A 26948-nucleotide genomic window follows, 5' to 3' on the forward strand; every position below is an offset into this window, starting at 1 on the left:
CGGTAAGAAGTGGCTTGCAACGCAGGCCCCCCTCCGCGTAGACGGCGCGTGAATGCTCCGCGTCGATCAAGTCGGCGTGTTCACCGAGGCGTCGCCGTCCCGTCGCACAACCGTCCCGGGCGGCAGGTTCAACCAGTGATCGCAGCCTCCGCAGCACGCAGTTCCCCGAGCCGGCTGAGGGTCCGGTACAGGTCAGGGACCCGCGCGAGCTCCGCGCCCAATTCCGGCAACGGGACTTCGGCGTAGACCGAAAGCTCCAGATCGGCGTCGTGGAGAACGTCCACCAGGTTCACGAAACGCATCACCCAGTCCGGCGGGACGGTGTCCATGGCCGGCACGCGGCAGACCGTCCAGCGCCGGAACTCGGCCGCGAGTTCGAAAAAATCGGCCGCCGACACCGGGATCCCGCACAGCTCCGCGAAATCGACTGTCAGCGCGCCGCTCCCGGCCGCGCGGGCGTGCATGAGCCGGTACGCGACCGGAATGTCCACGCGGCCGGTGGTTTCCGCATCGCCGATCACGTACTGCCCGACTGCTGAATCCGGTGTGGCGCCAGCCGATGTGCGACGGTCCAGCGGGTTGTGCACCAGCGGCGACGTCGGCAGGCTCGAGGATCCGTTCAGGACACAGGTTCAGCCGACAATCTCACCGTCGCCCGGACCGACAGCTCCCGGAGAAGACGCGCAATCCATAACGGTTCACGCATCGAATACCTCGCAATATTGCTGAAGGAATATCAGGAGACATACCGTGGGACACATGAAGACGATGATCGACCTGAACGACGAGGCGCTCGCCCTTGCCGCCAAGGAACTCGGGACGGCCACCAAGAAGGACACCGTGAACGCCGCACTGGAGTTCGTCGCCGAGCGTCGGCGACGAATCGAGCAAGTGCTCAACGACCCTTACGGAATAGGCGTCGGGGCTGATATCGGTGACCCGGAGGTGATGAACCGGGCGCGCCGTTGAGCTCGGCCACGCCCCTGCGGCTGCATCTGATCGACACATCGGCCGCCTCCCGAATTCGTCAGGGGGCTGTCCGGAATGTGATCACCGGGTTGATCGCCGACCGCGCAGCAGCCACGTGTGTGACCGTAGATCTCGAGGCGGGCTACTCGGGCCGCAACCTAGCCGATGTACAGAACATCATGCAACGACGCCGGGCCTTGTATGTGAATCTGCCGATGAACGAATCCATCGCAGACCGCGCCCGCGAGGTACAGCAACTGATGGCCCGGCAAGGCATGCACCGCGCCGCCGGCATCGTCGACTTGATGACGGCCGCGGTCGCCGAATTCCACGGCGCGGTGATCGTTCACTACGACGCTGATTTCGACCACATCGCCGCTGTCACTCGCCAGCCACACATTTGGGTAGTTCCGCAGGGCAGCATCGACTGATTTCGCGATAAGGACTACGGACCAGGAAGGCGTCGCGCCCGATATCGCCAACTGGCGCAACACTGTAGCCAGTTGATCTCACTCCACGCACACTGATCGTCGACCCGCTCGACGGCGGCGGCCGACTTCATCGCGGTGATCGAAGGTCTGGTCTTCGACCGATTCGCCGGGGCCAGAACGGATCTCGCACCCGGCACACCGGCGAGCGTGCGACAGCTCGCCGGTATCCTGGCCGTTCAGCTCAGGAGTGCTTCCAGATCCTGATCACGGTGTCCGGCCACGGCGGCCGGCGCAGCACCGCGGCCGTGGCCAGCGTGGCCGCGACCAGACCGGTCAGCACACCGAGGATCGCGATGCGCCCGGCATCCACGGCCGGCTCCCACTTCACCTCGCCACCGTGCACGACGAACACGCCCATCGGGCGGGGGCCGAGCACCGTGGCGTAATTGGTGACCGTGATGACGGTCGACCCGTCCGGCGTGGTGTGCGGCTCCCCGTAGACGATCAGCGCGCTCATGCCGGGCAGATCGTTCAGTTTGTCGAGCAGTGTCATTCCGGTCCCTTCCCCAGTCGGACCGGAACCAATCTACGCGCCCGGCGTCAGTTCGCGGTGAGGACCAGACCCGATGTCGGAACGCCCGTTCCGGCGGTGACGACGATGTTCTCCAGGCCCGCGACCTGGTTCACCGAGGTACCGCGAAGCTGGCGCACACCCTCGGCAATGCCGTTCATGCCGTGGATGTAGGCCTCGCCCAGCTGACCGCCGTGGGTGTTCAGGGGCAGGCGGCCACCCAGTTCGATGGCGCCGTCCTTGATGAAGTCCTTGGCTTCGCCACGGCCACAGAAACCCAGTTCCTCGAGCTGCATCAGCACGAAGGGGGTGAAGTGGTCGTAGAGGATGGCGGCCTGCATGTCCTCGGGACGGAGACCGGACTGCGACCAGAGCTGGTCACCCACCAGACCCATTTCGGGCAGGCCCGTCATGGCATCACGGTAGTAGCTGGTCATCACGTACTGATCCGCACCGGAACCTTGTGCGGCACCGGCGATCACGGCCGCCTTCTGCGGCAGATCTTTCGCCCGGTCCACACTCGTGATGACGAGCGCCACGCCACCGTCGGTCTCCTGGCAGCAGTCCAGCAGGTGCAGCGGCTCGGCGATCCAGCGGGAAGCCTGGTGCTCCTCGAGGGTGATCGGCTTGCCGTAGAAATGGGCGGCCGGATTCACCGCCGCATGCTTGCGGTCGGCCACCGCCACCCGGCCGAAATCCTCACTGCGCGCGCCGTATACGTGCATGTACCGGCGAGCCACCATGGCCACCTGAGCCGCCGGGGTACCGAGTCCGTGGGTGTAGGAGAAGGCATTGTCGACACCCGAGGAGGACGGATTGCCGGTAGCGAGGTGAGTCGCGAACTGGCCGTAGCGATTACCGGACCGCTCGTTGAACGCCCGGTACGCGACAACCACATCCGCGACGCCCGTCGCCACCGCCATGGCGGCCTGCTGGACCGTCGCGGCGGCGGCGCCACCGCCGAAGGGGATGTTGGAGAAGAACTTCAGGCTCGGGATGCCCGCCGCCCGGGCCACCGCGGCCTGGGTATTGGTGTCCATGGTGAAGGTGGTCAGACCGTCCACGTCGGCGGGCGTGAGGCCCGCGTCGGCGAGGGCGGCGGTGACCGCCTCAGCCGCCAGCCGCAGTTCGCTGCGGCCGGAGTCCTTGGAGAAGTCGGTGGCGCCGATGCCCACGATGGCGGCACGGCGGCTGAGCGGGGAGCTGGGGGCGCTCACTGGCGGGCCTCCTGCAGGGAGAGAACGGCTTTCGCGGTGATGTGGTCGCCGAGGCTGTCCTTGCCGACCACCTCGACGGTGACGTCCACGCCCTCGACGGTGACGTCCACGCCCTCGGCGGTGGCGTCGACGGCGGTCACCGTGCCCGACAGGGTCAGCGTGTCCCCGGCGTAGAGCGGCACGCCCAGGCGCAGGGCGATGGACTTCACGATGGCGCGCGGGCCCGCCCAGTCGGTGACGAAGCGCTGCACCAGGCCGGTGTCGGTGAGGATATTGACGAAGATGTCCTTGGACCCGCGCTGCACCGCCTTGTCGCGGTCGTGGTGCACGTCCTGGAAGTCGCGGGTGGCCAGCGCCGAGCTGATCACGAAGGTCGGGTCGGCGTGAATCACCAACTCCGGCAGGGTCGTTCCGACCTGCGCGGCGGCAGGCTCGACAGTGGCGGTCATTTGACAACCTTCCAATAGGGCACGGTGTTGTCCTCGTCGAGCGCCTCGAATCCGGCCTCGACGGCCAGCCCGACCTCGACCGCGGCGGGATCGACGCCACGCAGCTCACCGAGCATGCGCACGCCCTCCTCCAGCTCGACGAGCGCGATCACGTACGGCACCTGACGGCCCGGCACCTTGGGCGCGTGGTGCACCACGAAGCTGAAAACCGTGCCGCGGCCGGAGGCCACCGCGTAGTCGCTCTGCTGCGCCTTGTCCTGCCAGATGGCCGGGATCGGCGGATGCTGCAGGGTCCCGTCGGGCTTGCGCTGGATGCGCAGTTCGCCGAGTTTGACGCCGTCCCAGAAGAATTCGGTGTCCTTGGAGACGGTCGGCTTCACCCGCTTGCTGAGATCGTCTGCGGAAGCAGGCTTCTGGGCTGCCGTGCCGGGTGCGAACTTCAGCATCCGGAACAGCATCTCGGTGACGAGTTCCTCGCCCACGTAGTAGTTGGTGCGGTAGGTGGTGAACCAGCCCTCGCCCAGCCCGGTCCGCTTGGGCCCGACCAGCTCGTCCACCGTGGACCGCACCGTCACCTGCTCGCCGAGCTGCAGGTAGCGGTGGTAGATCTGCTCGCAGTTGGTGGCGACCACCGAGGTGAAACCGGCCGCGTCGAACAGTTCGTTGGTGCGGGTCATCGGATCGTCCTCGGCACGCGCGCCGTGCAATCCGGGCATGGTCCACACCTGTGCCATGGCAGGCGGCGCCACGATGCCGGGATGCCCGGCCGCACGGGCGGCCTCGGCATCCACGTAGATCGGATTGGCGTCGCCGATCGCCTCGACCCAGTTGTTGATCATGGGCTGGTTGACCGGATCCCGGGCCACCCGCGCCGCGGATTCGCCCGCGGCCTTGATCTTCTCGACGGCCGCCCGAATCTCGTCGGCCGTGAAGCTCTGCGTCACAGGTGACTCCTATCTGGGGACGCGCGGCAGCCGCAGGCCCATTTGGGCGATCAGCTCGCGCATGACTTCATTGACGCCACCGCCGAAGGTGACCACCAGGTTCTGCTTGGTGCGGCGGTCCAGCCAGACCAGCAGTTCCGCGGTCTTGGGATCGGCGGGATCGCCGAAGCGGCCCACGATCTCCTCGGCCAGCCGGCCGGCCTCCTGCAGCGCCTCGGTGGAGTACACCTTGGTCGCCGAGGCGTCCGCCACGACCTCGAACTGAGAAACGTCCGGCCGCTCCATATTCGAGGCGACCTGCCAGTTCAGCAGTTCGTTCAAGCGCACCATGGCGTGCAGGCGGCCCAGCGAGCGGCGCACATCGGTCTCGCCCAGCACGCCCTGGCGTTGCGCCCAGTCCCGCACCCGCTCGTAGAGCTGCTCGATCTTGCCGGACGGGCCCAGGCTGACCCGCTCGTGATTGAGCTGGGTGGTGATGAGCTTCCAGCCGCCGTTCTCCTCGCCGACGATCATGTCGGCGGGCACCCGGACATTGTCGAAGTAGGTGGCATTGGTGTGGTGCGCGCCGTCCGCGGTGATGATCGGCGTCCACGAGAAGCCGGGATCCGTGGTGTCCACGATGAGGATCGTGATGCCGCGGTGCCGGGATTCGACCGTGCCGGTGCGGACCGCGAGCCAGATGTAGTCGGCCTCGTGCGCGCCGGTGGTGAAGATCTTCTGGCCGTTGACGATCCAGTCGCCGTTGGCGTCCTTGACCGCGCTGGTGCGCAGCGCCGCGAGATCGGTACCGGCCTCGGGCTCGGAGTAACCGATGGCGAAATGGATGTCGCCCGTGAGAATTCCGGGCAGGAACTTCCGCTTCTGGGCCGGCGTCCCGAAGGACTGCAGTGCCGGGCCGACGGTCAGCAGGGTGACCAGCGGCACCGGCACGTCGGCGCGCACCGCCTCGTTGTAGAAGATCTGCTGTTCGACGGGCCCGAAACCCTGCCCGCCGTACTCCTTCGGCCAGCCCACGCCGAGCCGGCCGTCGGAGCCCATCCGCTTGACCACGGCACGGTAGGCGTCACCGTGCCGGTTGTCCAGCATCGCGGCCTCCTCTTCGGGAGTCACGAGACCGGCGAAGTACGAACGCAATTCGTCCCGGAGCTGTCGCTGCTCAGGGGTTAGATCGATGAACATCTGGCTCCCAAACGATCCAGCCGGAACGATTCGCCGCCCAGCCAGCGGGCGATGTCCTTGGCCTGTGAGTAGTAGCGGTGCAGCGGGTGGGTCATGTCGACGCCGATGCCGCCGTGCAGGTGATGACACTTCTGCAGGGCCGCGGGCAGTTCCGAGGCGACCGTGTAGGCGAGCACGTCGAGGTCGTCGTCCGTGCGCTCCCGGTGCTCCGCGGAAACGTTCCCGCCGTCGGCCGAGAGCTCTTGCGCGAGCGCCCAGTTGGCCGACAGGGCGGCGGCGTGCAGCGTGCGCGAGACCACGTACACATCGGCGATCTGCTGGGCCACGGCCTGGAATTCGGCCAGCGGGCGGCCGAACTGCTGCCGGGTGCGGACGTGTTCGGCCGTCAGGGCGATGACACCCTTCAGCAGACCGTCGGCAACCGAGCCGATCGAGGCCAGCGCCAGCCGGTGCAGTTCGGCCAGCCCGCCGGGCAGCAACTGCCCGGCCGGAATCTGCACCTGATCGAACTGCAGCGAAAACTCCGGCACGCCATCGGAAGTCGGGCTCGCGGTGCGGGTGATGCCCGCCGCGTCCCCGTCCACCAGGGCGATGCCGGAATCGGTCGGCACCAGGATCCAGCGCGCGGTGTCGGCGTACGGCACCGCGATCTTGTGGCCGGTGATGCGGACGATGGAACCGTCACTGACGGCCGTCGTCTCCGGCTTGACGGTGAAGGGCGCGCCCGTCTCGTGCAGGGCGGCGGTCAGCACCGCGCCCTCCGCGACGGCGGGAAACACCTTCTCGGCCACCGCATCCGGCACGCCCACGGCCAGCAGCGGCAGTACGCCGAAGCCGAGCGTGCTCAGCGCCGGGATCTGCACCGCGTCGGTGGCCAGCTCGGTGAGCATGGCCGAGACCTCGAGCAGGCCCATCTCGTCGCCGCCGAAGCGCTCCGGTAGGGGTACGGCCAGCAAACCACTCTGGGCGAAAATCGGCCATAACGCACTATCACGCGCGCTTTCACGTTCCAGCAAACTTACAACAACCTCGGCGACAGCGTCCTGGCTCTCGTCCCTGGTGAAGTCCAATTCCATGCTCCCGGTAGAGGTGTGGGCTAGCCGTGCGACTCGCGCGGCAGTCCGAGGATCCGTTCACCGGCGACGGTCAACAGAATCTGCTCGGTACCGCCCGCAATCGACAAACAGCGTGTGAGCAGGAATTCTTTCACCACATCGGTTTCGAGAGCGCCCGCCGCACCGGACAATTCGACGGCAAATTCGGCTACCGCCTGCCGGTGTCGCACACCGACCAGTTTGCGTACGCTGCTCTGCGCGGCGGGATCTTCGCCGGCCAGCATCTTTTTTGCCGCACGAGCTTCCAGCAAAGTTCCGGCTACAGATTCTGAAATGAGCCCGCCCAGACGATCGGCCACCACTTCGGCGCCCGGCCCGGAGGTCGGAGCCGCCGCGATGAGCGCCTCCAGCTCGTCCCCGATTCCCTTGCCGCCCATGGCCACCCGCTCCGCCGACAAGGTCGACCGCGCGATCTTCCAGCCATTGCCGAGCTGACCGACCAAGCATTCGTCCGGAACGAAGACCTGATCCAGGAACACCTCGTTGAACCGCGCCTCACCGGTGATCTCCACCAGCGGACGGATGTCCAGGCCCGGACTGTCCATGCGCACCAGGAAATAACTGATGCCCCGATGCTTCGGCGCCCCGGTATCCGTGCGCGCCAGGCAGATTCCCCACGTGGCCTTGTCCGCCAGTGAGGTCCAGACCTTCTGCCCCTGCAGCTTCCAGCCGCCCTCGACCCGCTCGGCCACCGTGCGCAGGGCCGCCAGATCCGACCCGGCCTCCGGCTCGGAGAACAGCTGGCACCAGATCACCTCCCCGGTGAGGGTCGGCAGGGCGAACCGCTCGATCTGCTCCGGGGTACCCCATTGCAGCAGCGTCGGTATGGCCCAGTTGGCGATGGCCAGCTCCGGCAGCTCGATGCCCGCCTTGCGCACCTGGTCGTCCAGCTGGGTACGCAGGATCGGTCCCGCGCCCCGGCCGTAGGGCGCGGGCCAGTGCGAGGCCAGCAGGCCCGCCCCGGCCAGCGCGGTGCGCTGCTCGGACTTCGGCAGCGCCCCGATCTTGGCCAGCTCGGCCGCCAGCACGGCGGCCTCGGCGGCGTCCAGGCCCAGCTCTTCCCAGGCCGAATCGCCCTCGGCACCGGATTCGCCCAGGTCGAGGCCCACGGTGCGCCGGTGACCCCGCAGGGTCAGCTCGGCCACCCGGGCCCGCCAGCGGGCGCTGCCGCCCACCAGCTGACGCAGGGCGGTGGCCCGGCGCAGGTACAGGTGGGCGTCGTGCTCCCAAGTGAAACCGATTCCACCCAGAACCTGAATACAGTCCTTCGCGGTCTCCACCGCCGCGTCCAGCGCGACGGTCAGGCCGATGGCCGCGGCCAACTGCAGTTCCGCACCACCAGTGTCGACCGCGGCGGCCGCATCGGCGGCCACGGCGCGAATCTGCTCGGTCCGGCACAGCATCCAGGCGCAAATATGTTTGATCGCTTGGAATTCACCGATCTTGCGCCCGAATTGTTCACGCACCTTGGCGTATTCGGTCGCGGTTTCCAGGCACCAACCGGCCAGTCCGGCGGCCTCCGCGGCAATCAGCACCGCGGCCAGATCGAGCACCGGCAGCGCCGGTTCGAAGACGTGATCCTGGGACACAGCAACTTCCGCGCACTCGACCCGCGCCAGTGGCGAACTCAGGTCCAGCGCCGGTAGCGGCTCCACCCGCAAGCCGTCGGCATCGGGTTCGATCAGGCACCAGAGCTGCCGGTCACCGTCCCGGACGGGCACCAGCACGGCGGTACCGGGCGCGGCGCCGAGCACCGCCTCCCAGGTGCCGGACACCCGGATCACGGATTCCCCGGCGGATACCGCGATTTCGCCCTCGAGGGCGATACCGCATGGCGTATTCTCGTCGAGCATCTCGCCGGCAACGAGTCCCGCCAGCGCCGTCGAGAGCACCGGTCCGCCAACCAGATCGTGCGCCGCCTGCTCCACCAGGACAGCGAGATCGCCGACGGTACCTCCCGCGCCGCCCGCCTCCTCGGCGACGGCGACTCGGAAAATTCCGAGATCGGCCAGGCGCGACCAGTATTCGCGCCAATAATCCGGCGCTCCGGTTCGCATTGTTGCAATTGGCCGCACCGCGGCGGCCCATCCACGCATAGAGTCCTGAACGGCTTTATGCTCGTCAGTGGTGGCTATGGTCACACTCCATACCGCCTTTCCGGCGTGACTTCCACTCCTAGAACATGTTCTAATGTTCGAGCCGGGCGGAAGTCAAGCGCCGTCCCGACGCGGTACCTACTCGTGCAGGAAAGGACTCTCTACCGATGGCCAGTCCCTCCCGATCGCAGGCCGCCGACGGGGCGGGCGCCGCACGCGGTGCCGCCGTACCCGTCACCACCCTCAGCGAGGAGGACCTGAGCTCGGCGGCGCAGCGCGACCGGCGCAAACGCATCCTCGACGCCACCCTCGCCCTGGCCTCCAAGGGCGGCTACGACGCGGTCCAGATGCGCGCCGTCGCCGAACGCGCGGATGTCGCCGTCGGCACCCTGTACCGGTACTTCCCGTCCAAGGTGCACCTGCTGGTGTCCGCCCTCGCCCGCGAATTCGAGCAGTTCGAAGGCCGGCGCAAACCGCTCCCCGGTGTCACCCCGCAGGAACGCATGCACCTGCTGCTCACCCAGGTCACCCGGGCCATGCAGCGCGACCCGCTGCTCACCGAGGCCATGACGCGCGCCTTCATGTTCGCCGACGCCTCCGCGGCCGCCGAGGTCGATCGGGTCGGCAAGGTGATGGACCGCTTCTTCGCCCGCGCCCTGGCCGAGGAGACGCCCACCGACCGGCAGCTCGCCATCGCCCGCGTCATCAGCGACGTGTGGCTGTCGAATCTGGTTGCGTGGCTGACCCGTCGCGCCTCGGCCACCGATGTGACCGAGCGCCTGGAGCTCACCGTCGACCTCCTCATCGGAGGCAGCGAGTAGCCGCCTCGTACGAGGCAGGACGTAGAACGCACGCCGTGCGTTCGCAATTCGAGGGAGGCCTGCCCGGGCCGGAGAGCCGGGCAGGCCTCCCTCGTCATTTGCTGAATAAGTGCAGGTCAGCGCCGCAAAGTCGATGATTACCCGCGCGTAGAACGGGCATTCGGTGAACGACACGGGGTGACTTTGTAAACGCTATGTATCACCGCACACACAAGGGGGCAACCAGCACCCAGTAGCATCACTCGCGCCCTGAAAAATCTCCTCCGATCACTAGGTTGGATGCGTGAGCGCACAGGATTTGCCACTGGAACTTCGCCGGGCGTTGTCGGCGATCGCCCGCGTGCCACGGCTGCTGGTCGCATCGGATTACGACGGGACGATCGCGCCCATCGTCTCCGACCCGACCAAGGCCTATCCCCACCGGGAGTCGGTGAGCGCCTTGCGCGCTCTCGCCGGTCTCACCGGTACGACGGCCGCCGTGATCTCGGGGCGTGCCCTGCGAGATCTCGCGGCGCTGTCCCGGCTGCCCGTCGAGGTGCAGCTGATCGGAAGCCACGGTTCGGAATTCGACGTCGGCTTCGTGCACGCGATCGACAACGACGCCAAACAATTGCTGCAGGAGGTGCAGACCACCCTCTCGCAAATCGCCCAGGACAACCCGGGCGTGGGCATCGAGATCAAACCCGCCAGCGTGGCCCTGCATGTCCGCAATGCCAGTCCCGAAATAGGCCGCCGCGCACTGGTTCAGGTGCGGCAGGGTCCGGGCAGCTGGGTCGGCATCCAGGTCACCGAGGGCAAAGAGGTCATCGAACTCGCGGTCGTCGAGACCGACAAGGGCGCGGCACTCGACATCGTCCGGCATCAGCAGGGCGCCTCGGCCGCCGTGTTCATCGGTGACGACGTGACCGATGAGAAGGCCTTCAAACGACTGTCCGGTCCGGACGTCGGCATCAAGGTCGGCGACGGCGAAAGCCTTGCCGAATACCGGGTTTGCAGCACCGAAGAGGTCTCCAAATGCCTGGCCTTCCTCCTCGAGGAACGCCGCACCTGGCTGGCGGGCGCCAGCGCCCCCCGAATCGAACGGCTGACCATGCTGGCCAGCCCGCGATCCAAGGCCCTGGTCACCCCCGACGGCACCATCACCTGGCTGTGCCACCCCGAACCCGACTCCGCGGCAGTGTTCGCACACCTGCTCGGTGGTCCCGGCGCCGGCCACTTCACCATCCATCCCGAACGACCGGGCCTGCCGCTCTCGCAGCGGTATGTCGACGGCACCATGACCGTCGAAACCCGGTGGGCCAGTTTGCAGGTTGTCGACTATCTGGCGCACGACGTGGTGCCGGAACGGACCGACCTGACACGTGTCATCATCGGCGACGTCAAGGCCGTGGTCACCTTCGCACCCCGGCCGGAATTCGGTCAGGTGCCGGTGCGCCTGGTCTACCGCGCGGGCGGGCTCGAGGTGCAGGGCACCAACGACCCGATCGTGCTGCGCTCCCCCGGCGTCGACTGGGAGATCATCGACGAGGGCAACCACCACACCGCGCGCGCCATCGTGGACCCCTCACAGGGCCCGATCGTGCTGGAAATGCGGTGCGGCACCTCCGATCTCGCACCCTGCATGACCCCCGAACTGGACCGGCGGCGGGAAGCCGAACGGTACTGGGCGGAATGGTCGAGCCGGCTCGAACTGCCGCCGCTCAAGCCCGATCTCATGAAGCGGTCCGCGCTCACCCTGCGCGGGCTGGTGCACGCACCCTCCGGGTCCATCCTGGCCGCCGCCACCACCTCACTGCCCGAGGACATCGGCGGCGTGCGCAACTGGGACTACCGGTACTGCTGGCTGCGCGACGCCTCGCTCACCGCCTCCGCGCTGGTGTCGCTGGGTTCACTCGCCGAGGCCGAGGATCTGCTCGCCTGGGTGCACCGCGTGCTCGAGACCCTGCCGGGACCCGAACGCCTGCACCCGCTCTACACCCTCTACGGCGAAACCCTGCCGCCCGAGGCCGTCATCGACCAGCTGCCCGGCTACGCCGGCTCCCGGCCGGTCCGCGTCGGCAACGCGGCGAACATGCAGGTGCAGCTGGACGTGTTCGGTCCCATCGTGGACCTCATCTCCCAGCTCGCGCACGCCCGTGAGCGCAAGGGCATGACCGATGCGAAAAAGGCACTGCCGGACCCGGATTGGGAGCTCGTGCACGCCATGGTGTCCGCCGTGCAGCGGCGCTGGCGCGAACCCGACCACGGCATCTGGGAGATCCGCGGCAACCCGCGGCACCACGTGTACTCCAAGGTCATGGGCTGGCTCACCGTCGACCGGGCCATCACCCTGGCCCGGCAGTTCGGGCGGCCCATCGATCCGGACTGGGAAGCGTTGCGCGACACCATCTCCGACGAGGTGAAGGTGCAGGGCTGGAACGAAGAGGTCCAGTCCTACACCGCCGCCTACGACGGGACCGACCTCGACGCGGCCACCCTGCACATCGGGCTCAGCGGGCTCATCGACCCCTCCGACCCGCGGTTCGCGGCCACCGTCGTGGCGACCGAGGCGGAACTGCGCAGCGGTTCCACCGTCTACCGGTACCACCACGACGACGGCCTGCCCGGCGGTGAGGGCGGCTTCCACCTGTGCGCCGCCTGGCTGGTGGAGGCGTACCTGCTCATCGGCAAGCGGGAGGACGCGGAAGCGCTCTTCGCCCAGCTCGTCGACGTGGCCGGGCCCACCGGCCTGCTGTCGGAGGAGTACGACCCGGTCGCCGAACGCTCCCTCGGCAACCACCCGCAGGCCTACAGCCACCTCGGCCTGCTGCGCTGCGCCCAGCTGCTCAGCCAGCCGGTCGCCGCACTGGCGTAGCGGTTCATCGAAAGCGAAGGGCCCGGGGAGCGGAATGCTCCCCGGGCCCTTCGTGTTGCACACCACATCTTGGGCAGCGATGAGGTAGCAACTGGACGCTTGCGCTACATTCAAATGGTAATCGTTATCGTTTTAAGCGTCGTAAGTGCCAGGAGTACCACCGAGTGACCAGCAGAAGCTTTGCCCGAGGATTCGCAGTTCTTGCCGCAGGACTCGCCACCGTGGCCACCCTGACCGCCTGCGGCAACAGTAAGAATTCCGACGGCATCACCATCGTCGCCTCCACCAATGTCTGGGGCGATGTCGCCGCTGCCGTCGCCGGCGGCGATGCCAAGGTCACCTCGATCATCGACGATCCCAAGGTCGACCCGCACTCCTTCGAGGTCTCCCCCGCCGACGCCGCCAAGATCAGTGACGCCTCCCTGGTCGTCTACAACGGCGGCGACTACGACGAATTCATCGACAAGGCCATCGCCGGCAAGAACAAGAAGACCGTCAACGCCTTCGATGTCTCCGGCGGGCAGCCGCACGCGAACGAGCACATCTGGTACAACATGACCGCCGTCGGCAACGTCGCCACCCGCGTCGCCGACACCCTGGGCGAGCTCGACCCGGCCCACAAGCAGGCCTACCTCGACCGGGCCGGCGCCTTCACCAATTCGCTGCAGCCGATCAAGACCGCACTGCAGCAGATCGCCACCGACCACCCGAACCAGCCGGTCCTGCAGACCGAACCGCTGGCCGCGTACATGCTGATGGCCGCCAAGGCCGACGACAAGACCCCGCACGCCTTCGAGGAAGCCATCGAACAGGGCACCGATCCGGCCCCCGCCGATGTCGCCGTCGTGCGGGACATGCTGAGCAAGAAGCAGGTTCGCGCCCTCGTCTACAACATCCAGACCGAGGACAAGACCACCCAGGAACTCCGCAATATCGCCAAGAGCGCCGGCGTCACCGTCGTCGAGGTCACCGAGACCCTGCCGCAGGGCGTCGACTTCCTGCACTGGATGACGCAGAACGCCAACTCGCTGTCTCGAGCGTTGTCCCAGTCATGAGTGTGGATTCCGCTGCGGTCGAACCGCTTTCATCGAATGCCGAGAGTCCGGCGGCCGGGGTGACCACCCCGGCCGTACGGCTGTCCGGCGCCCGGTTGTCCTTCGGCGACCGAACCCTGTGGCAGGGACTGGATCTGGAGATCGCGCCCGGCGAATTCATCGCGGTGCTCGGACCCAACGGATCCGGTAAGACCTCGCTCATGCGCATGCTGCTCGGACAGCTCGCGCTCTCCGCGGGCACGGCCGAAATCGACGGCGCGCCCACCCGGCTCGGGAATCCGGCCATCGGCTATGTGCCGCAACAGAAGACCATCGAGGGCGGCGCGCAGCTGCGCGGCATCGACCTGGTCGGGCTGGGCGTGGACGGGCACCGCTGGGGATTCGGCTTCCGCGGGCGCAAGGAACGGCAGCGCAAGGTCGCCGCCGCCATCGCCGATGTGGGCGCGGAGAAATTCGCGTACGCCCCGCTGGACGCCCTGTCCGGCGGCGAGCAGCAACGGATGCGGGTCGCGCAGGCACTCGTCGGCGATCCGAAGGTGCTGCTGTGCGATGAACCGCTGCTCTCCCTCGATCTCGCCAATCAGCGGCTGGTCGCCGAACTCATCGACCGGCGCCGCCGCACCCACGACACCGCCGTGCTGTTCGTGACCCACGAGATCAATCCCGTACTGCCGCTGGTGGATCGGGTGCTGTACCTGGTCGACGGGCAGTTCCGGATCGGCACGCCCGACGAGGTGATGACCTCCGAAACCCTCTCCGAGCTGTACCGCACCGAGGTCGACGTATTGCGCGTGCGCGGGCAGCTGGTCGTGGTCGGCACCGGCGATGCACTCGGTGCGAAACACGAAGGGGCGCAGGCATGATAGACAAACTGTCCACGCTCTTCACGCAGATGTTCGACGTGTCGACCACCGTGAACCTGCTGTCCTACGACTTCGTGCAGCAGGCGGTGCTCGCCGCTGCCCTGCTGGGCCTGCTGGCGGGCGCCATCGGGCCGCTCATCATCAGCCGGCAGATGTCCTTCGCCGTGCACGGCACCAGCGAACTCTCCCTCACCGGCGCGGCCGCCGCGCTGCTGGCCGGTATCGGCGTGGGCGTCGGCGCCATCATCGGTTCCGTGGTCGCGGCCGTGCTCTTCGGACTGCTGGGTTCCCGTGCCCGCGAACGGGATTCGGTCATCGCCGTGGTGCTGTCCTTCGGCCTCGGCCTGTCCGTGCTGTTCCTGTGGCTCGGCCCCGAACGCGCCGGCTCCAAATTCTCCCTGCTCACCGGCCAGGTGGTGAGCGTCGGCAATACCGGGCTCGGACTACTCGCCACCTGCACCGCGGCCGTCCTGATCGTGCTGGCCGTCATCTACCGGCCGCTGCTGTTCGCCAGCTCCGACCCGGAAGTGGCGGTGGCGCGCGGAGTTCCGGTGCGCACCCTGTCGATCGTCTTCGCGGTGCTACTCGGCGTCACCGCCGCCTTCGGCGTGCAGATCGTGGGCGCGCTGCTGGTGCTGTCCCTGTTGATCACGCCCGCGGCGGCGGCCGCGCAGCTCACCGCCAGCCCGGTCAAGGTCGCGGTGCTGTCCATCGTGTTCGCCGAAACCGCCGCCGTCGGAGGCATTCTGCTGTCGCTGGCGCCCGGCGTGCCGATCTCGACGTTCGTCACCACGATCTCGTTCTCGATCTACGTGATCTGCCGCCTCGTCGGCTCCCGCACCCGCAACCGGCGCAGAACGCCGGTCGCGGCCTGACTTCCGGGCGCAGTCAGTTACCTTCGCCCGCCAAGGCGAACAGGCCGTCGGTGGTCTGCTCGATGAGGCCGTCCACCAGCAGGGAGTCGAGGGCGCGATCGCGCTGGCCCGGATCGCGAGTCCAGGCCAGGTCCAAGCGAACTCGCTCCACCGGGCCGGAGGCGCCGCGCAGCACGTCCAGGAGACGGCCGCGCGCCTGACGATCGGTGCCCTCGTACTTCTGGACGCGGCGGACCACATCCGACGGCGGACGGCCCGCGGTGACCCAGGCGCACTTCGGCAATGGGCAGTTGCCGCAGTCGGGATTGCGGGCCGTGCAGACCATCGCACCCAACTCCATGAGCGCGGCGGAGAAGACCGCCGCACGATCCACCTTGGCCGGCAGCAGCGCCTCGGTCTCACCCAGATCGCGGGCGGCCGGATTACCCGCCTCCGCGCGACCGTGCACAGCGCGGGCGACCACGCGGCGAACGTTGGTGTCCACCACGGGAACTCGCTGGCCGTAAGCGAAACAGGCGACGGCGCGCGCCGTGTACGCGCCGATTCCGGGCAGGCTCAGCAGTATGTCGACATCGGTGGGAACCACATCGCCGTGTTCCGCCGCCAAAACCTGGGCACACTCGTGCAGCCGTAGCGCGCGGCGCGGGTAGCCGAGCTTGCCCCACGCGCGCAGCACCTCGCCCTGCGGGGCGGCGGCCATGGCCGAGGGCACCGGCCAGCGCGCCACCCACTCCCGCCAGATGGGCTCGACCCGGACCACCGGGGTCTGCTGCAACATGATCTCGCTCATCAGGATCTGCCAGGCGCTCACGCCGGGCTTGCGCCACGGCAGATCACGCGCGGCCTCGCGATACCAGTCGATGAGTACGTCGCTGTCCACTTCGCCTCCCTCCCGGCGGCCGGAACGCCGGGAAATCCCCCGCCGTATTATCGGCGATGGTATCCATGCGGTGAGACGGTCCCCGTGCCGGGCGAGCTCACCGGACTGCGCCGACGGGCCGTCGGAACGACTTTGCCGGACCGTAACGCAACAGACTGGCCGGTAACCGATTCGCTATGGAAAATGGGACACATGCCGCATTCCACCCCGATCAGTGCCTGGAAATCCCTGCGTGAAGGCAACGAGCGCTTCGTCAACGGTACGTTGCAGCACCCTAGCCAGGGCGCCGTCGACCGGGCCAAATTGGTCGGTGGCCAGCAGCCTTCGGCAATCCTGTTCGGCTGCGGCGACTCCCGCGTCGCCGCCGAGATCATCTTCGACCAGGGCCTGGGCGACATGTTCGTGGTCCGCACCGCCGGCCACGTGGTCGACTCCTCGGTGCTCGGCTCCATCGAATACGGCGTGCAGGTACTGAGCGTGCCGCTCATCGTCGTCCTCGGCCACGACAGCTGCGGCGCGGTCCGCGCCACCATCGACGCCCTCGACGGCGGCAATGTCCCCGGCGGCTTCATCCGCTCGGTCGTCGAACGCGTCACCCCGTCCATCCTCATCGGCCGCCGCGAGGGCCTGGAATCCGTCGACGAACTCGAGGCCCGCCACGTCGAAGAGACCGCCCGCCTCCTCATGCAGCGGTCCATGATCATCTCCCAGCGCGTCGCCACCGGCGAGTGCGCCATCGCCTGCGTCACCTACAACCTCGGCGAAGGCGAAATCCGCCTGCACCGCGTCATCGGCAACATCGGCGAACTGGCGTGAATTTTCTGCCCTCCGCTTCGCTCCGGGCGGGTTCGCGGCCCTAAGTCTCGATTCTTCCCTCCCTCCGCTCCTCCGCTTCGCTCCCCCGCTCCACTCAGTCCAGAATCGAGCCGGCCGCGAACCATGCAAGTGCTCCTGGCCCACTGCGGACTGCAGTGGGCCAGGGCATATCTGTCGCTGGGACACTTCGCAGGCCGGCAAAGCGGCGAAATGTACCCGGCGGCCGGGCTGTTCCGACGCCGACACGCCGAGACCCTGCTCGGGGTGATACCGACCGTGCCCTTACCGTTGTCAGCGTGCTGGAACCGAATGGACCACTGCCGCCGGAAATCTACTGGCGCCGTCGCCTGCTGGCGATCGGCGTCCTCGTGGTCGCCCTCGCGCTGGTGATCTGGGCGGCCTTCGCACTGCTGAAGGGCGGTGGCAGCGACAACAAGGCCGCCGCCAAACCCTCCACGTCCGCGAACGGGCCCACGAACAAGCCCGCCGGAAGCTCCACGGGCGCACCGGAATCGAGCAACCCCGCGGGCAGTAGTGTCAGCGGCAGCGCGGCACCCGTCGCGGCCCAGGGGCAGTGCCCCGACCAGTCACTGGCCGTGAAAGTGACTGTCGGACAGCCCACCTACAAGGCCGGCGACCAGCCCGTGTTCGGCATCGTCATCACCAATATCTCCAGCGCCGCCTGCCAGCGCGATATGGGCTCCGGGCTGCAGCAGGTCGCGGTGCAATCCCTCGACGGCACCCGGCGGCTGTGGTCCAGCACCGACTGCTTCCCGGACGGGACCCCCGACGTCCGCGCCCTGAACCCCGGCCAGCAGGCGGCCTTCACCGTCACCTGGTCCGGCGCCACCTCCCAGCCCAACTGCGCGGGCGAGCGGGTCCCGGTCACTCCCGGCCCGTACACCGTTGTGGCACAGCTGGGTTCGGTCCGCAGCGCGCCCGAGCCCTTCAATATCGCCTGACGCCGGTCACCATCGACTGAAGCCCGCCAAGCCTTCCCGAATGCGGCGGGCCAGTTGGGCATTCATGCCGTCCACCGCCTCCAGATCGGCCTGTGTCGCCTCCAGCAGGGCGCGCAGGCCGCCGAAGGCATGCACCAGCGGCTCGACCTTGCGGAAGGGCACACGGGGAATCTGGGCCAGCAGACGGTAGCCGCGCGGCGCGACCGGCGTATCCAGAGCCTCCACCGTGGCCGGATACCCCAGGGCGGGAGCCAGATTCGCCAGCTCCAGCAGTTCCGCGTCGGCCAGCGCGTCCGACCGCGCCAGCGCGCGATCCGCCTCCGGCTCCCCCGCGACCTCGGCGACCAGATAGTCGCGCACCAGCAGCCGGCGCAGATTCTCGGTGTCCGCGGTCGATTCGGTCAGCTGCAAGGCCAGCTGCCGCCCGTCCGTACCGAGCTCGAGCACGTCCTCCTCGATCTCACCCGCCGTGCGGCGCATGAGCTCCAGGCAGTGCAGCACCGTCAGCACCTCGCGCAGCGTCGCGAAGTCGTCGACCTCCAGCTCGGAGAGCCGCCGGGTCACCTCGTCCAGCCGGAACCGGTAGCGCTGCAACGTCGCCATCGCCTGATTCGCGCGGGAAAGAATTGTCGGCGAATCCTGCACCAGATGTCGCGCGCCGTTCACATAGACGGTCACCAAACCCGTCGATCGGCTCACCGAAATCACCGGATAACCGGTATGCGCCGCGGTGCGTTCGGCGGCCTTGTGCCGGGTCCCGGATTCCACCGTCGGCAACGCCGGATCGGGGACCAGATGCACATTCGCGCGCACAATACGGGAACCGTCCGTGGAAAGCACCACGGCGCCATCCATTTTCGATAATTCGCGCAATCGGGTCGGTGCGAATTCGACATCCAATTCGAATCCGCCGTCGCAGATGTGTTCCACGCGCGCGTCATAACCGAGCACCACGAGACCGCCGCCACCCGCACGCAGAATGCGATCCACACCGTCCCGCAATTGCGTTCCGGGAACAAGTCGCGCGATCACCGCGCGCACCGCCGCGGGCGAATTCTCCTGCGCTCCGGCAATATCGGAATCACGCCCCGCACCAGCGACGGAACGTCCCAGCAGTCCCGTCATCCATTTCCCCGCCACTACTCCGCAGCCTCCACCGGTGTGTGCGCCCGGCGACGCTGCCGCAGCCCCGTGACGGCCAGCGCCGCACGCAGATCCGGCACCTCGCGCAGGGTCATCTTGCGGCCCGCGCGCTCCACGCCCGTCGGCACCAGCGCCTCGGTGAACCCGAGCCGCTCCGCCTCCGCCAGCCGGCGCGTCAGGCCCGTCACCTGCCGCACCTCGCCGGCCAGGCCCACCTCGCCCAGCACCACCATGCCGGGCGGCAGCGCCTGATCCGCGCTGGCGCTCGCGATGGCAAGCGCCACAGCCAGATCGGCGGCCGGTTCGGTCAGGCGCATACCGCCCACCGTGGCCGCGTACACATCCTGTTTGCCGACGTAGATGCCGCCGCGGCTCTGCAGCACGGCCAGCACCATCGACACCCGGTTGTAGTCCAGGCCGCTCACCGCGCGGCGCGGGGCCGGCGCCTGGGTGTCCACCGTCAGGCCCTGTACCTCGCCCAGCATGGGCCGCTTACCGTCCATGGCGACCGTGACCGCGGTGCCCGGCACCGAGGTTCCCCGGTGATGCAGGAACAGCCCGGAAGGATCGTCCACACAGACGATTCCGGCCTCCCGCATCTCGAAACAGCCCACCTCGTCGGTGCTGCCGAAACGGTTCTTGATGCCGCGCACCATGCGCAGCGTGGAGTGCTTGTCGCCCTCGAACTGCAGCACCACGTCCACCAGATGCTCCAGCGTGCGCGGGCCCGCCACCGCGCCGTCCTTGGTGACGTGCCCGACCAGCAGCACCGCGATCCCGCTCGCCTTGGCCAGCGAGGTGAGCGCCGCCGTCACCGAACGCACCTGCGTGACACCGCCGATGACGCCGTCCACATCCCCCGCCAGCATGGTCTGCACCGAGTCCACCACCAGCAGTGAGGGTTGCACCTGCTCCACGTGCCCCAGAATCGTCGCCAGATCCGATTCCGCGGCCAGATAGACCTTTTCGTGCACGGCGCCCGTACGGTCGGCGCGCAGCCGCACCTGGCCCGCCGATTCCTCCGCGGTCACGTACAGCGCGATCTCGTCCCGCGCCCGCGCCCACCGATGCGCCACCTCGAGCAGCAACGTCGACTTCCCGACACCCGGCTCCCCCGACAACAGCACCACGGACCCCGGAATGATGCCGCCCCCCAGCACCCGATCGAGCTCCGACACCCCAGTCCCCCGCGCCTGCGTCGTATTCGAGTCGATGCTCGAGATCGGCGCCGCCGCCGTACTCGGCAACATCGCCCGCCGCCCCGCGGACACCGCCGACGCCGACGCCGACACCTCCTCGATGGTGCCCCAACCCCCACAATCCGGGCACCGCCCAACCCATTTGGCGACCTCGTGCTGACAGTCCGCACACCGGTACAACGACTTCACCTTGGCCACGCGGGCAGCCTATCCACGAGCAGTGACAGAAACCCCGTGCCACCCCGCCCTCCCCCAGAACCACCCACCCCAAGAGACCGCAACCCCAAAGGTTCGCGGCCGTCTCGATTCTGGACTGACTGGAGCGGGGGAGCGAAGCGGAGGAGCGGAGGGAGGGAAGAATCGAGACTTCCAGGCCGCGAACCCGCCCCCGGAGCGAAGCGGAGGGGGCAAAAAACACCGCACCCGCCTCGGAGAATCCGAAGCGGGTGCGGGAGTGCGGGATTCGGTCCGGCTCAGTGCTGGGCGCTCGCCGACTGCGAGGGCTCGGCGCGCTGGGCCTCGGGCCCGGCGTCGACCGGGACGTTCACGACGACCGTGCCGGCCTCTTTGAAGTTGAAGGTGAGCGGGTAGGTCAGGCCCGGGGTGACGTCCCGGGTCAGGCCGGTGACCTCGATGAGCAGCGGGGCCGCGTTCGGGTCGTTGGCCTGGTCGCTGACCGCCTCGGCGCTGCCCTGCGCGGCATCACCCTTCTTGGGCAGGTTCGCGACCAGCGTCTGGTGGGTCTTGATGGTCTTGTCGCCGGTGAACTTCACCTGGCCCAGATCGGTGCTGATGCTGACCAGCTCGTCGTTCTTGACATCGCTGAAGTTCACGGCGCTGAAGGCCAGCACCGCGGTGCCGCCCTTCGCGTTGTCGTACTGCTCGCTCTGCGGCAGCAGGAAGCGCACGTCACGCAGCGCCACCTGGCCGACATTCGCGGCATTGCCGTTGACCGCCGCGACCTGGCTCGCGGTCTGTGAAACCTGACCGGCGCCGCACCCCGTCAGGGCGATCACGGCGCCCGCGGCGAGCGCGAAACCTGCAAGAGCACGCCGCTGCATCTTCATCGCGGCTCGCCGCGGCGCCTGCGACGCTGTGGTGGCTTTCAGGGCAGTCACGGGGTCCTCCATGTCGACCGGCTCACTCCACTATGGAGAGTAGTAGTCAAAGAGAGTAATCCGTGTCTCCCGGCCCCCTACACGCGGGCGGTGTGTCGGAAGTGAGCGCCGGAGCGAGCCGTGGGAGACGCGCCCGGACCCGACACACCGGCGGATGTCTTCCGGAGGGCTCCGGATTCCGGGGGGCTTGTCAAGTGATCTCGAAATCGATGAGCCCTCGCGCGTCGCCGCAATCGGATGCATTGCCGTTTATGGGCGGTGCGCAGTTGCGTATGCAGAGTGCGCAGTCGCATATGCGTCCCGACAGAACTGAGCGGTATCCCCTTATGCCACAACAAGATGCACACGATTCGCGTTCTGTCAACCCCCGCCGCCGGTCCGTTGTGGCCCTGACCTGCGCCGTTGATCGCGCCGTTACCGAGTCGCATGTTAAACTGTGAACATCGAAAGGGGCACGGGACACATGATTTTTAAGGTCGGAGACACCGTCGTTTACCCCCACCACGGAGCGGCGCTGATCGAAGCTATCGAAACCCGCACCATCAAGGGTGTACAAAAGGAGTATCTGGTCCTGAAGGTCGCACAAGGCGACCTGACCGTTCGGGTTCCCGCGGAGAATGCCGAGTACGTCGGCGTCCGCGATGTTGTCGGACAGGAAGGCTTGGACCGAGTCTTCCAGGTGCTGCGGGCTCCGCACACCGAAGAGCCGACAAACTGGTCTCGCCGTTACAAGGCCAACCTCGAGAAGCTCGCCTCCGGCGATGTGAACAAGGTGGCCGAGGTCGTCCGCGACCTGTGGCGTCGGGAGCAGGACCGCGGCCTGTCCGCCGGTGAGAAGCGGATGCTGGCCAAGGCCCGTCAGATCCTCGTCGGTGAGCTCGCGCTCGCCGAAGGTACCGACGACGTCAAGGCCGAGACCTTGCTGGACGAGGTTCTCGCCGCGGCGTCCTGACCGTGAACAGATCAACCGGCGACGATCGTGTCGTCGCGCTGGTTCCTGCCGCCGGCATGGGAGTTCGCCTCGGTGAAAACAAGCCGAAAGCGTTCGTCCACGTCGGCGGCAGTCCCATGCTCACCTGGGCGATCCAGGGTTTGATCGCCTCCGGGTCGGTCGACGAGGTTGTGGTTATGGTGCCCGCCGAACTCGTCGACGCGACCCGCGCACTGCTGCCGGCGTCCGCCGTCCCGGTACATGTCGTGACGGGCGGCGCCGAGCGCACCGATTCGGTTCGCGCGGGGCTCGACGCCGCGCCGGACGCCGATTTCGTGCTCGTGCACGATGCCGCGCGCGCCCTCACCCCGCCCGCCCTCATCTCCCGTGTCGTCGCCGAACTGCGCGCGGGCGCGCGGGCCGTGGTACCCGCCCTGCCCGTCTCCGACACCATCAAGTCCGTGGACGCGACGGGCGCGGTCACCGGCACCCCCGATCGATCCGGGCTGCGCGCCATTCAAACTCCGCAGGGCTTCGACGCGCGATTGCTGCGCTCGGCCTACGCCACCGGCACCCGGGCGACCGATGACGCCGGGCTGGTGGAAATGCTCGGCACGACCGTGCGGACCGTCGCGGGCGACGCCCTGGCTTTCAAGATCACCACACCGCTGGATCTGGTCCTCGCGAATACGCTTGCCGCCCAGCGTGACCCCGCCGACATTGCCGGGGGACTGGACACGACACGCGAGGCGGTGACGGCTCCGTGATCGATCCGATGGCTCTGCGCACCGGAATCGGCAGCGATGTACACCCCATCGAACCCGGCCGGCCCTGCTGGATGGCCGGACTCCTGTTCGACGGCGACAGCGGTTGCGCCGGGCACTCCGACGGTGACGTCGCCGCGCACGCGCTCTGCGATGCCCTGCTCTCCGCCGCCGGACTCGGCGATGTCGGCGCGGTTTTCGGCACCGGGCGGCCCGAGTGGGAAGGCGTCTCCGGGGCGGCCATGCTCAAGGAAGTCCGGCGGCTGCTCGACGAGGCCGGGTACGCGATCGTGAACGCCGCCGTGCAGGTGATCGGTAATCGGCCCAAGATGGGACCGCGACGCGCCGAAGCGCAAAACGTACTGGGTGAAATTCTGGGGGCGCCGGTTTCCGTGTCCGGCACCACCACCGACGGCCTCGGACTCACCGGTCGCGGCGAAGGCGTGGCGGCGGTCGCCACCGCCCTGCTGTGTTGTCGTTCCTGACAATTCACGATCGTTCCGCGGCGCGTCCGCAACACCGATTGTGCGACGGCCCTTCCCGAAGCCGTATCCGCCCGTAAACCCACATTTATCGACAACTAGGATGCTCTGTCGTGACTCTGCGCCTTTTCGACACCGAGACGCGGACCCTGCGTGACTTCACGCCGCTGGTCCCCGGCCACGCTTCGGTGTACCTGTGTGGCGCCACGGTGCAGGGCGAACCTCATATCGGGCATCTGCGCAGTGGCGTCGCCTTCGACGTGCTGCGAAGGTGGCTGGGCGCCAACGGTTTCGACGTCGCGTTCATCCGCAATGTCACCGATATCGACGACAAGATCCTGCACAAGGCGGCCGAGCACGGACGCCCGTGGTGGGAGTGGGCCGCCACCCACGAGCGGGCCTTCGACCGCGCCTACGGCACCCTCGGCGTGCTGCCGCCGTCCGCGGAACCGCGGGCCACCGGGCACATCACGCAGATGGTCGACATGATGGAACGGCTCATCGAACGCGGGCACGCGTACCCGTCCGAGGGCAATGTCTACTTCGATGTGCTCAGCTTCCCCGACTACGGCAAGTTGTCCGGGCACAAGCTCGACGACGTGCATCAGGGCGAGAGCGCCGGGCAGGGCAAGAAGGATCCGCGCGACTTCACGCTGTGGAAGGCCGCCAAGCCGGGCGAACCCAACTGGCCGTCGCCGTGGGGACCCGGCCGGCCCGGCTGGCATCTGGAATGCTCCGCCATGGCCGAGTTCTATCTCGGACCGGAATTCGACATTCATTGCGGCGGAATGGATCTCGTCTTCCCGCACCACGAGAACGAGATCGCGCAGTCACGCGCGGCCGGGGACGGGTTCGCCCGCTACTGGCTGCACAACGGCTGGGTGACGCTGAGCGGCGAGAAGATGTCCAAGTCGCTGGGCAATACGCTGTCCGTCCCCGCCGTGCTGGAACGCGTCGGCGTGCGGCCGGTCGAACTGCGCTACTACCTGGGCAGCGCCCAGTACGGCTCCATGCTGGAGTACTCGGATCAGGCGCTCACCGAGGCGGCCGCCGGCTACCAGCGCGTCGAGGCGTTCATCCAGCGCACCATCGAACGGGCCGGGGAGGTGGCGGTCGGCACCTGGACCGACGCCTTCGCCGACGCGCTGAACGAGAACCTCGGAGTGCCCAAGGCGCTGGCCGAGATCCATCGCATCGTGCGCGAGGGCAACAGCGCGCTCGAAGCCGGTGACCTGGAGGCCGCCCGGGTGCACGCCACCCAGGTGCGGGCCATGCTCGGCGTCCTCGGCGTCGACCCGCTGGACCCGCACTGGGCCACCCCCACGGACTCCACCAATGCGCAACACGCGCTGGACGTGCTCATCGGCGCCGAACTCGACCGCCGTCAGCAGGCCCGCGCCGCCAAGGACTGGGCCATCGCGGATCAGGTCCGCGACCGGCTCAAGGCCGCGGGCGTCGAGGTCACCGACACCCCGCAGGGTCCCGAGTGGACGCTGACCAAGGACAATAGGTGAACTCTTCCGCTTCGGCGGAACCCGCCTCGCCCCGGCGAGACGGACACGGAATTCATGGTGCCGCCCTCGGGCGCGCGGAATCCGATCGTCGCTGTGCGACGGAAAAGACAGGGCGCAGCCGTTTGCTGCGCCGACCGGAGGCAGGTCTCCCGCATGATCGATCGGAGCGGGTGCGTCCCGCGGCCGGTGCGAAGCGGGTTACCCGCGTGACACGGAAGGCGAAGTAATGGCAGGCAATTCACAGCGGCGCGGTGCGACCCGCAAGACCGGCTCCAAGAAGGGGCAGGTCGTCGGGTCCGGCGGGCAGCGGCGGCGCGGGCTCGAGGGCAAGGGCGCCACGCCCAAGGCGGAGGACCGGACCTATCACGCCGCCGCCAAGCGCGCGAAGCTGCGGGCCAAGGCCGACGCCGCGACCGCGACCACGCGGGCGCGCAATGCGAGCCGGCCGACCGTCGGGCGCAAGGACGGCGAGGGACCCGAGCTGGTGCTCGGCCGCAACCCGGTCGTCGAATGCCTGCGCGCCGGTGTGCCCGCCACCGCGCTGTACGTGGCCGTCGGCACCGAGAACGACGACCGGCTCACCGAATCGGTGAAGATCGCCGCCGACACCGGCATCTCGATCCTCGAACTCCCGCGCACCGACCTCGACCGCATGAGCAACAACGGCATGCACCAGGGCCTGGCGCTGCAGGTGCCGCCCTACCGCTACGCGCACCCGGACGACCTGGTCGACCGGGTCAATGCCGATGGCGGGCAGGCCTTGCTGGTGGCATTGGACAACATCACCGATCCGCGCAACCTGGGCGCGGTCGTCCGCTCGGTGGCGGCGTTCGGCGGGCAGGGCGTGGTGATCCCGCAGCGCCGCAGCGCCAGCGTCACCGCCGTCGCCTGGCGCACCAGCGCGGGCGCCGCGGCCCGGCTGCCCGTCGCGCGCGCCACCAATCTGACTCGCACGCTGAAGGATTGGGCGAGCAAGGGTTACCAGATCGTCGGCCTGGACGCGGGCGGCGACACCACCCTCGACGAATTCGACGGCACCGCACCGACGGTCATCGTCGTCGGCTCCGAGGGCAAGGGCCTGTCCCGATTGGTCCGCGAAACCTGCGATTCCATTCTCAGCATCCCGATGGCGGGACCGGTCGAATCGCTCAATGCCTCGGTCGCCGCGGGTGTGGTCCTCGGCGAGGTGGCTCGCCAGCGCCGGCGCTGAGCCCGCTCCGGGGTCGACCGACCGGTCGGTGAATACGATTGCGCGCCAATGCCGTTGACGGCAGCGGCGCGCATTCGCGTTTCCGGGGTGCGAAGTGGGCGAATACGGCGGATCGGAGGGCGTGTCGCGGGGCCATCGGTGAAGTGGCGCAAGCAAACACCGCGCGTCAGGGTGCCCGGGGCGGGGCCGCGACCTAAAATCGGGCGGTGGTCATACCTCAGCAGCCCATCGGGAATCCCGTCGAGCACGAGTATGCGACGGCGGTGTTGCTGCTCGGGGCGCTCAGCGTGTTCTGCTGCGGGATCCTGGGGCCCATCGCCTGGGTACTGGGGCGGCGGGCCCTCAACGAGATCGACGCGTCCGGCGGCGCACAAGGTGGCCGCATTCAGGTCATGGTCGGGCACATTCTGGGGATCGTCGGCACCATCCTGATGGTGTGCACCGCGATCCTGGCCCTGCTGCTGACCATCGGCGGGCACGGGTAGCGTGC

At 68.2% G+C, this 26948-nt stretch carries 27 protein-coding genes; 15 read left to right on the forward strand and 12 right to left on the reverse strand.

What is annotated here, in order from left to right; genetic code table 11:
* Nucleotides 1-128: 128 nt before the first annotated feature.
* Nucleotides 129-623 (reverse strand): AFG1/ZapE family ATPase, encoded by a 495-nt coding sequence (gene zapE / locus ACH438_RS14865; RefSeq protein WP_397006003.1) that lies wholly within the window; start codon nucleotides 621-623, stop codon nucleotides 129-131.
* Nucleotides 624-759: 136 nt separating this feature from the next.
* Between zapE and ACH438_RS14870 the strand changes: the two genes are divergently transcribed.
* Both ACH438_RS14870 and ACH438_RS14875 read left to right on the forward strand, forming a co-directional pair.
* On the forward strand, nucleotides 760-969 hold the full coding sequence (locus ACH438_RS14870; protein WP_397005252.1) for a type II toxin-antitoxin system VapB family antitoxin: 210 nt from the start codon (nucleotides 760-762) through the stop codon (nucleotides 967-969).
* Nucleotides 966-1400, forward strand: coding sequence for a PIN domain nuclease (locus ACH438_RS14875; protein ID WP_397005254.1), 435 nt, complete (start codon nucleotides 966-968; stop codon nucleotides 1398-1400). Before ACH438_RS14870 ends, ACH438_RS14875 begins: the two co-directional genes overlap by 4 nt.
* Before the next feature lie 241 nt (nucleotides 1401-1641).
* Here the strand turns inward: ACH438_RS14875 and ACH438_RS14880 are convergent, their stop codons facing one another.
* The 7 genes from ACH438_RS14880 to ACH438_RS14910 are packed head-to-tail and all read right to left on the reverse strand — an operon-like array spanning nucleotide 1642 to nucleotide 9016.
* Nucleotides 1642-1953, reverse strand: a complete 312-nt coding sequence (locus ACH438_RS14880) for a hypothetical protein (RefSeq protein ID WP_397005256.1) — start codon at nucleotides 1951-1953, stop codon at nucleotides 1642-1644.
* 47 nt (nucleotides 1954-2000) lie between these two features.
* Nucleotides 2001-3188, reverse strand: a complete 1188-nt coding sequence (locus tag ACH438_RS14885) for a lipid-transfer protein (RefSeq protein ID WP_397005258.1) — start codon at nucleotides 3186-3188, stop codon at nucleotides 2001-2003.
* Nucleotides 3185-3637 carry a MaoC family dehydratase gene (locus tag ACH438_RS14890; RefSeq protein ID WP_397005260.1) on the reverse strand — a complete coding sequence of 151 codons (453 nt, stop codon included), beginning with the start codon at nucleotides 3635-3637 and terminating at the stop codon, nucleotides 3185-3187. Before ACH438_RS14890 ends, ACH438_RS14885 begins: the two co-directional genes overlap by 4 nt.
* Complete coding sequence (locus ACH438_RS14895; protein WP_397005262.1) at nucleotides 3634-4581, reverse strand: bifunctional MaoC family dehydratase N-terminal/OB-fold nucleic acid binding domain-containing protein; 948 nt, start codon at nucleotides 4579-4581, stop codon at nucleotides 3634-3636. Before ACH438_RS14895 ends, ACH438_RS14890 begins: the two co-directional genes overlap by 4 nt.
* Before the next feature lie 9 nt (nucleotides 4582-4590).
* Nucleotides 4591-5760, reverse strand: a complete 1170-nt coding sequence (locus tag ACH438_RS14900; protein WP_397005264.1) for an acyl-CoA dehydrogenase family protein — start codon at nucleotides 5758-5760, stop codon at nucleotides 4591-4593.
* Nucleotides 5745-6830, reverse strand: a complete 1086-nt coding sequence (locus tag ACH438_RS14905) for an acyl-CoA dehydrogenase family protein (protein ID WP_397005266.1) — start codon at nucleotides 6828-6830, stop codon at nucleotides 5745-5747. The genes ACH438_RS14900 and ACH438_RS14905 overlap by 16 nt, the downstream gene beginning before the upstream one ends.
* A 26-nt stretch (nucleotides 6831-6856) precedes the next feature.
* Nucleotides 6857-9016 carry an acyl-CoA dehydrogenase gene (locus ACH438_RS14910; RefSeq protein WP_397005268.1) on the reverse strand — a complete coding sequence of 720 codons (2160 nt, stop codon included), beginning with the start codon at nucleotides 9014-9016 and terminating at the stop codon, nucleotides 6857-6859.
* A 122-nt stretch (nucleotides 9017-9138) separates the two neighbouring features.
* Between ACH438_RS14910 and kstR the strand changes: the two genes are divergently transcribed.
* The 5 genes from kstR to ACH438_RS14935 all read left to right on the forward strand — a co-directional run bounded on the left by kstR (nucleotide 9139) and on the right by ACH438_RS14935 (nucleotide 15439).
* Entirely contained in the window at nucleotides 9139-9792 is a 654-nt protein-coding gene (gene kstR / locus ACH438_RS14915) for a cholesterol catabolism transcriptional regulator KstR (RefSeq protein WP_397005270.1), read from the forward strand.
* A 283-nt stretch (nucleotides 9793-10075) separates the two neighbouring features.
* On the forward strand, nucleotides 10076-12646 hold the full coding sequence (gene otsB, locus ACH438_RS14920; RefSeq protein ID WP_397005273.1) for a trehalose-phosphatase: 2571 nt from the start codon (nucleotides 10076-10078) through the stop codon (nucleotides 12644-12646).
* A gap of 164 nt (nucleotides 12647-12810) precedes the next feature.
* Nucleotides 12811-13701 carry a metal ABC transporter solute-binding protein, Zn/Mn family gene (locus tag ACH438_RS14925; protein ID WP_397005275.1) on the forward strand — a complete coding sequence of 297 codons (891 nt, stop codon included), beginning with the start codon at nucleotides 12811-12813 and terminating at the stop codon, nucleotides 13699-13701.
* Nucleotides 13698-14564, forward strand: coding sequence for a metal ABC transporter ATP-binding protein (locus tag ACH438_RS14930; protein WP_397005277.1), 867 nt, complete (start codon nucleotides 13698-13700; stop codon nucleotides 14562-14564). The genes ACH438_RS14925 and ACH438_RS14930 overlap by 4 nt, the downstream gene beginning before the upstream one ends.
* Nucleotides 14561-15439 carry a metal ABC transporter permease gene (locus ACH438_RS14935; RefSeq protein ID WP_397005279.1) on the forward strand — a complete coding sequence of 293 codons (879 nt, stop codon included), beginning with the start codon at nucleotides 14561-14563 and terminating at the stop codon, nucleotides 15437-15439. Before ACH438_RS14930 ends, ACH438_RS14935 begins: the two co-directional genes overlap by 4 nt.
* A gap of 13 nt (nucleotides 15440-15452) precedes the next feature.
* On the opposite strand, the gene ACH438_RS14940 is transcribed toward ACH438_RS14935, so the two are convergent.
* Entirely contained in the window at nucleotides 15453-16319 is an 867-nt protein-coding gene (locus ACH438_RS14940; RefSeq protein ID WP_397005281.1) for an A/G-specific adenine glycosylase, read from the reverse strand.
* A 192-nt stretch (nucleotides 16320-16511) separates the two neighbouring features.
* On the opposite strand from ACH438_RS14940, the gene ACH438_RS14945 reads away from it, so the two are divergent.
* Nucleotides 16512-17135: a carbonic anhydrase gene (locus ACH438_RS14945; RefSeq protein WP_397005283.1), complete on the forward strand. Its 624-nt coding sequence runs from the start codon at nucleotides 16512-16514 to the stop codon at nucleotides 17133-17135.
* Nucleotides 17136-17431: 296 nt separating this feature from the next.
* On the forward strand, nucleotides 17432-18097 hold the full coding sequence (locus tag ACH438_RS14950) for a hypothetical protein (protein WP_397005285.1): 666 nt from the start codon (nucleotides 17432-17434) through the stop codon (nucleotides 18095-18097).
* Nucleotides 18098-18103: 6 nt separating this feature from the next.
* On the opposite strand, the gene disA is transcribed toward ACH438_RS14950, so the two are convergent.
* From disA to ACH438_RS14965, 3 genes are all read right to left on the reverse strand, one after another.
* Complete coding sequence (gene disA / locus ACH438_RS14955) at nucleotides 18104-19222, reverse strand: DNA integrity scanning diadenylate cyclase DisA (protein WP_397005287.1); 1119 nt, start codon at nucleotides 19220-19222, stop codon at nucleotides 18104-18106.
* A gap of 14 nt (nucleotides 19223-19236) precedes the next feature.
* Nucleotides 19237-20637, reverse strand: a complete 1401-nt coding sequence (radA, locus tag ACH438_RS14960) for a DNA repair protein RadA (protein ID WP_397005289.1) — start codon at nucleotides 20635-20637, stop codon at nucleotides 19237-19239.
* Between the two features lie 275 nt (nucleotides 20638-20912).
* Entirely contained in the window at nucleotides 20913-21557 is a 645-nt protein-coding gene (locus ACH438_RS14965; RefSeq protein WP_397005291.1) for a hypothetical protein, read from the reverse strand.
* Nucleotides 21558-22020: 463 nt separating this feature from the next.
* Between ACH438_RS14965 and carD the strand changes: the two genes are divergently transcribed.
* The 6 genes from carD to ACH438_RS14995 all read left to right on the forward strand — a co-directional run bounded on the left by carD (nucleotide 22021) and on the right by ACH438_RS14995 (nucleotide 26943).
* Entirely contained in the window at nucleotides 22021-22509 is a 489-nt protein-coding gene (carD, locus tag ACH438_RS14970; RefSeq protein ID WP_019931623.1) for an RNA polymerase-binding transcription factor CarD, read from the forward strand.
* 2 nt (nucleotides 22510-22511) lie between these two features.
* The gene (ispD, locus tag ACH438_RS14975) at nucleotides 22512-23255 is read left to right on the forward strand and encodes a 2-C-methyl-D-erythritol 4-phosphate cytidylyltransferase (RefSeq protein WP_397005294.1); all 744 of its coding nucleotides are present in this window, start codon (nucleotides 22512-22514) and stop codon (nucleotides 23253-23255) included.
* Nucleotides 23256-23269: 14 nt separating this feature from the next.
* On the forward strand, nucleotides 23270-23737 hold the full coding sequence (gene ispF / locus ACH438_RS14980; protein WP_397006005.1) for a 2-C-methyl-D-erythritol 2,4-cyclodiphosphate synthase: 468 nt from the start codon (nucleotides 23270-23272) through the stop codon (nucleotides 23735-23737).
* Between the two features lie 110 nt (nucleotides 23738-23847).
* Entirely contained in the window at nucleotides 23848-25248 is a 1401-nt protein-coding gene (gene cysS / locus ACH438_RS14985) for a cysteine--tRNA ligase (RefSeq protein WP_397005296.1), read from the forward strand.
* A gap of 226 nt (nucleotides 25249-25474) precedes the next feature.
* On the forward strand, nucleotides 25475-26458 hold the full coding sequence (gene rlmB / locus ACH438_RS14990) for a 23S rRNA (guanosine(2251)-2'-O)-methyltransferase RlmB (RefSeq protein WP_397005298.1): 984 nt from the start codon (nucleotides 25475-25477) through the stop codon (nucleotides 26456-26458).
* A 206-nt stretch (nucleotides 26459-26664) separates the two neighbouring features.
* The gene (locus ACH438_RS14995; protein ID WP_397005300.1) at nucleotides 26665-26943 is read left to right on the forward strand and encodes a DUF4190 domain-containing protein; all 279 of its coding nucleotides are present in this window, start codon (nucleotides 26665-26667) and stop codon (nucleotides 26941-26943) included.
* The last annotated feature ends 5 nt before the right edge of the window (nucleotides 26944-26948 follow it).

This window comes from Nocardia sp. NPDC020380 (assembly GCF_044386975.1).
Taxonomy (GTDB): Bacteria; Actinomycetota; Actinomycetes; order Mycobacteriales; family Mycobacteriaceae; genus Nocardia.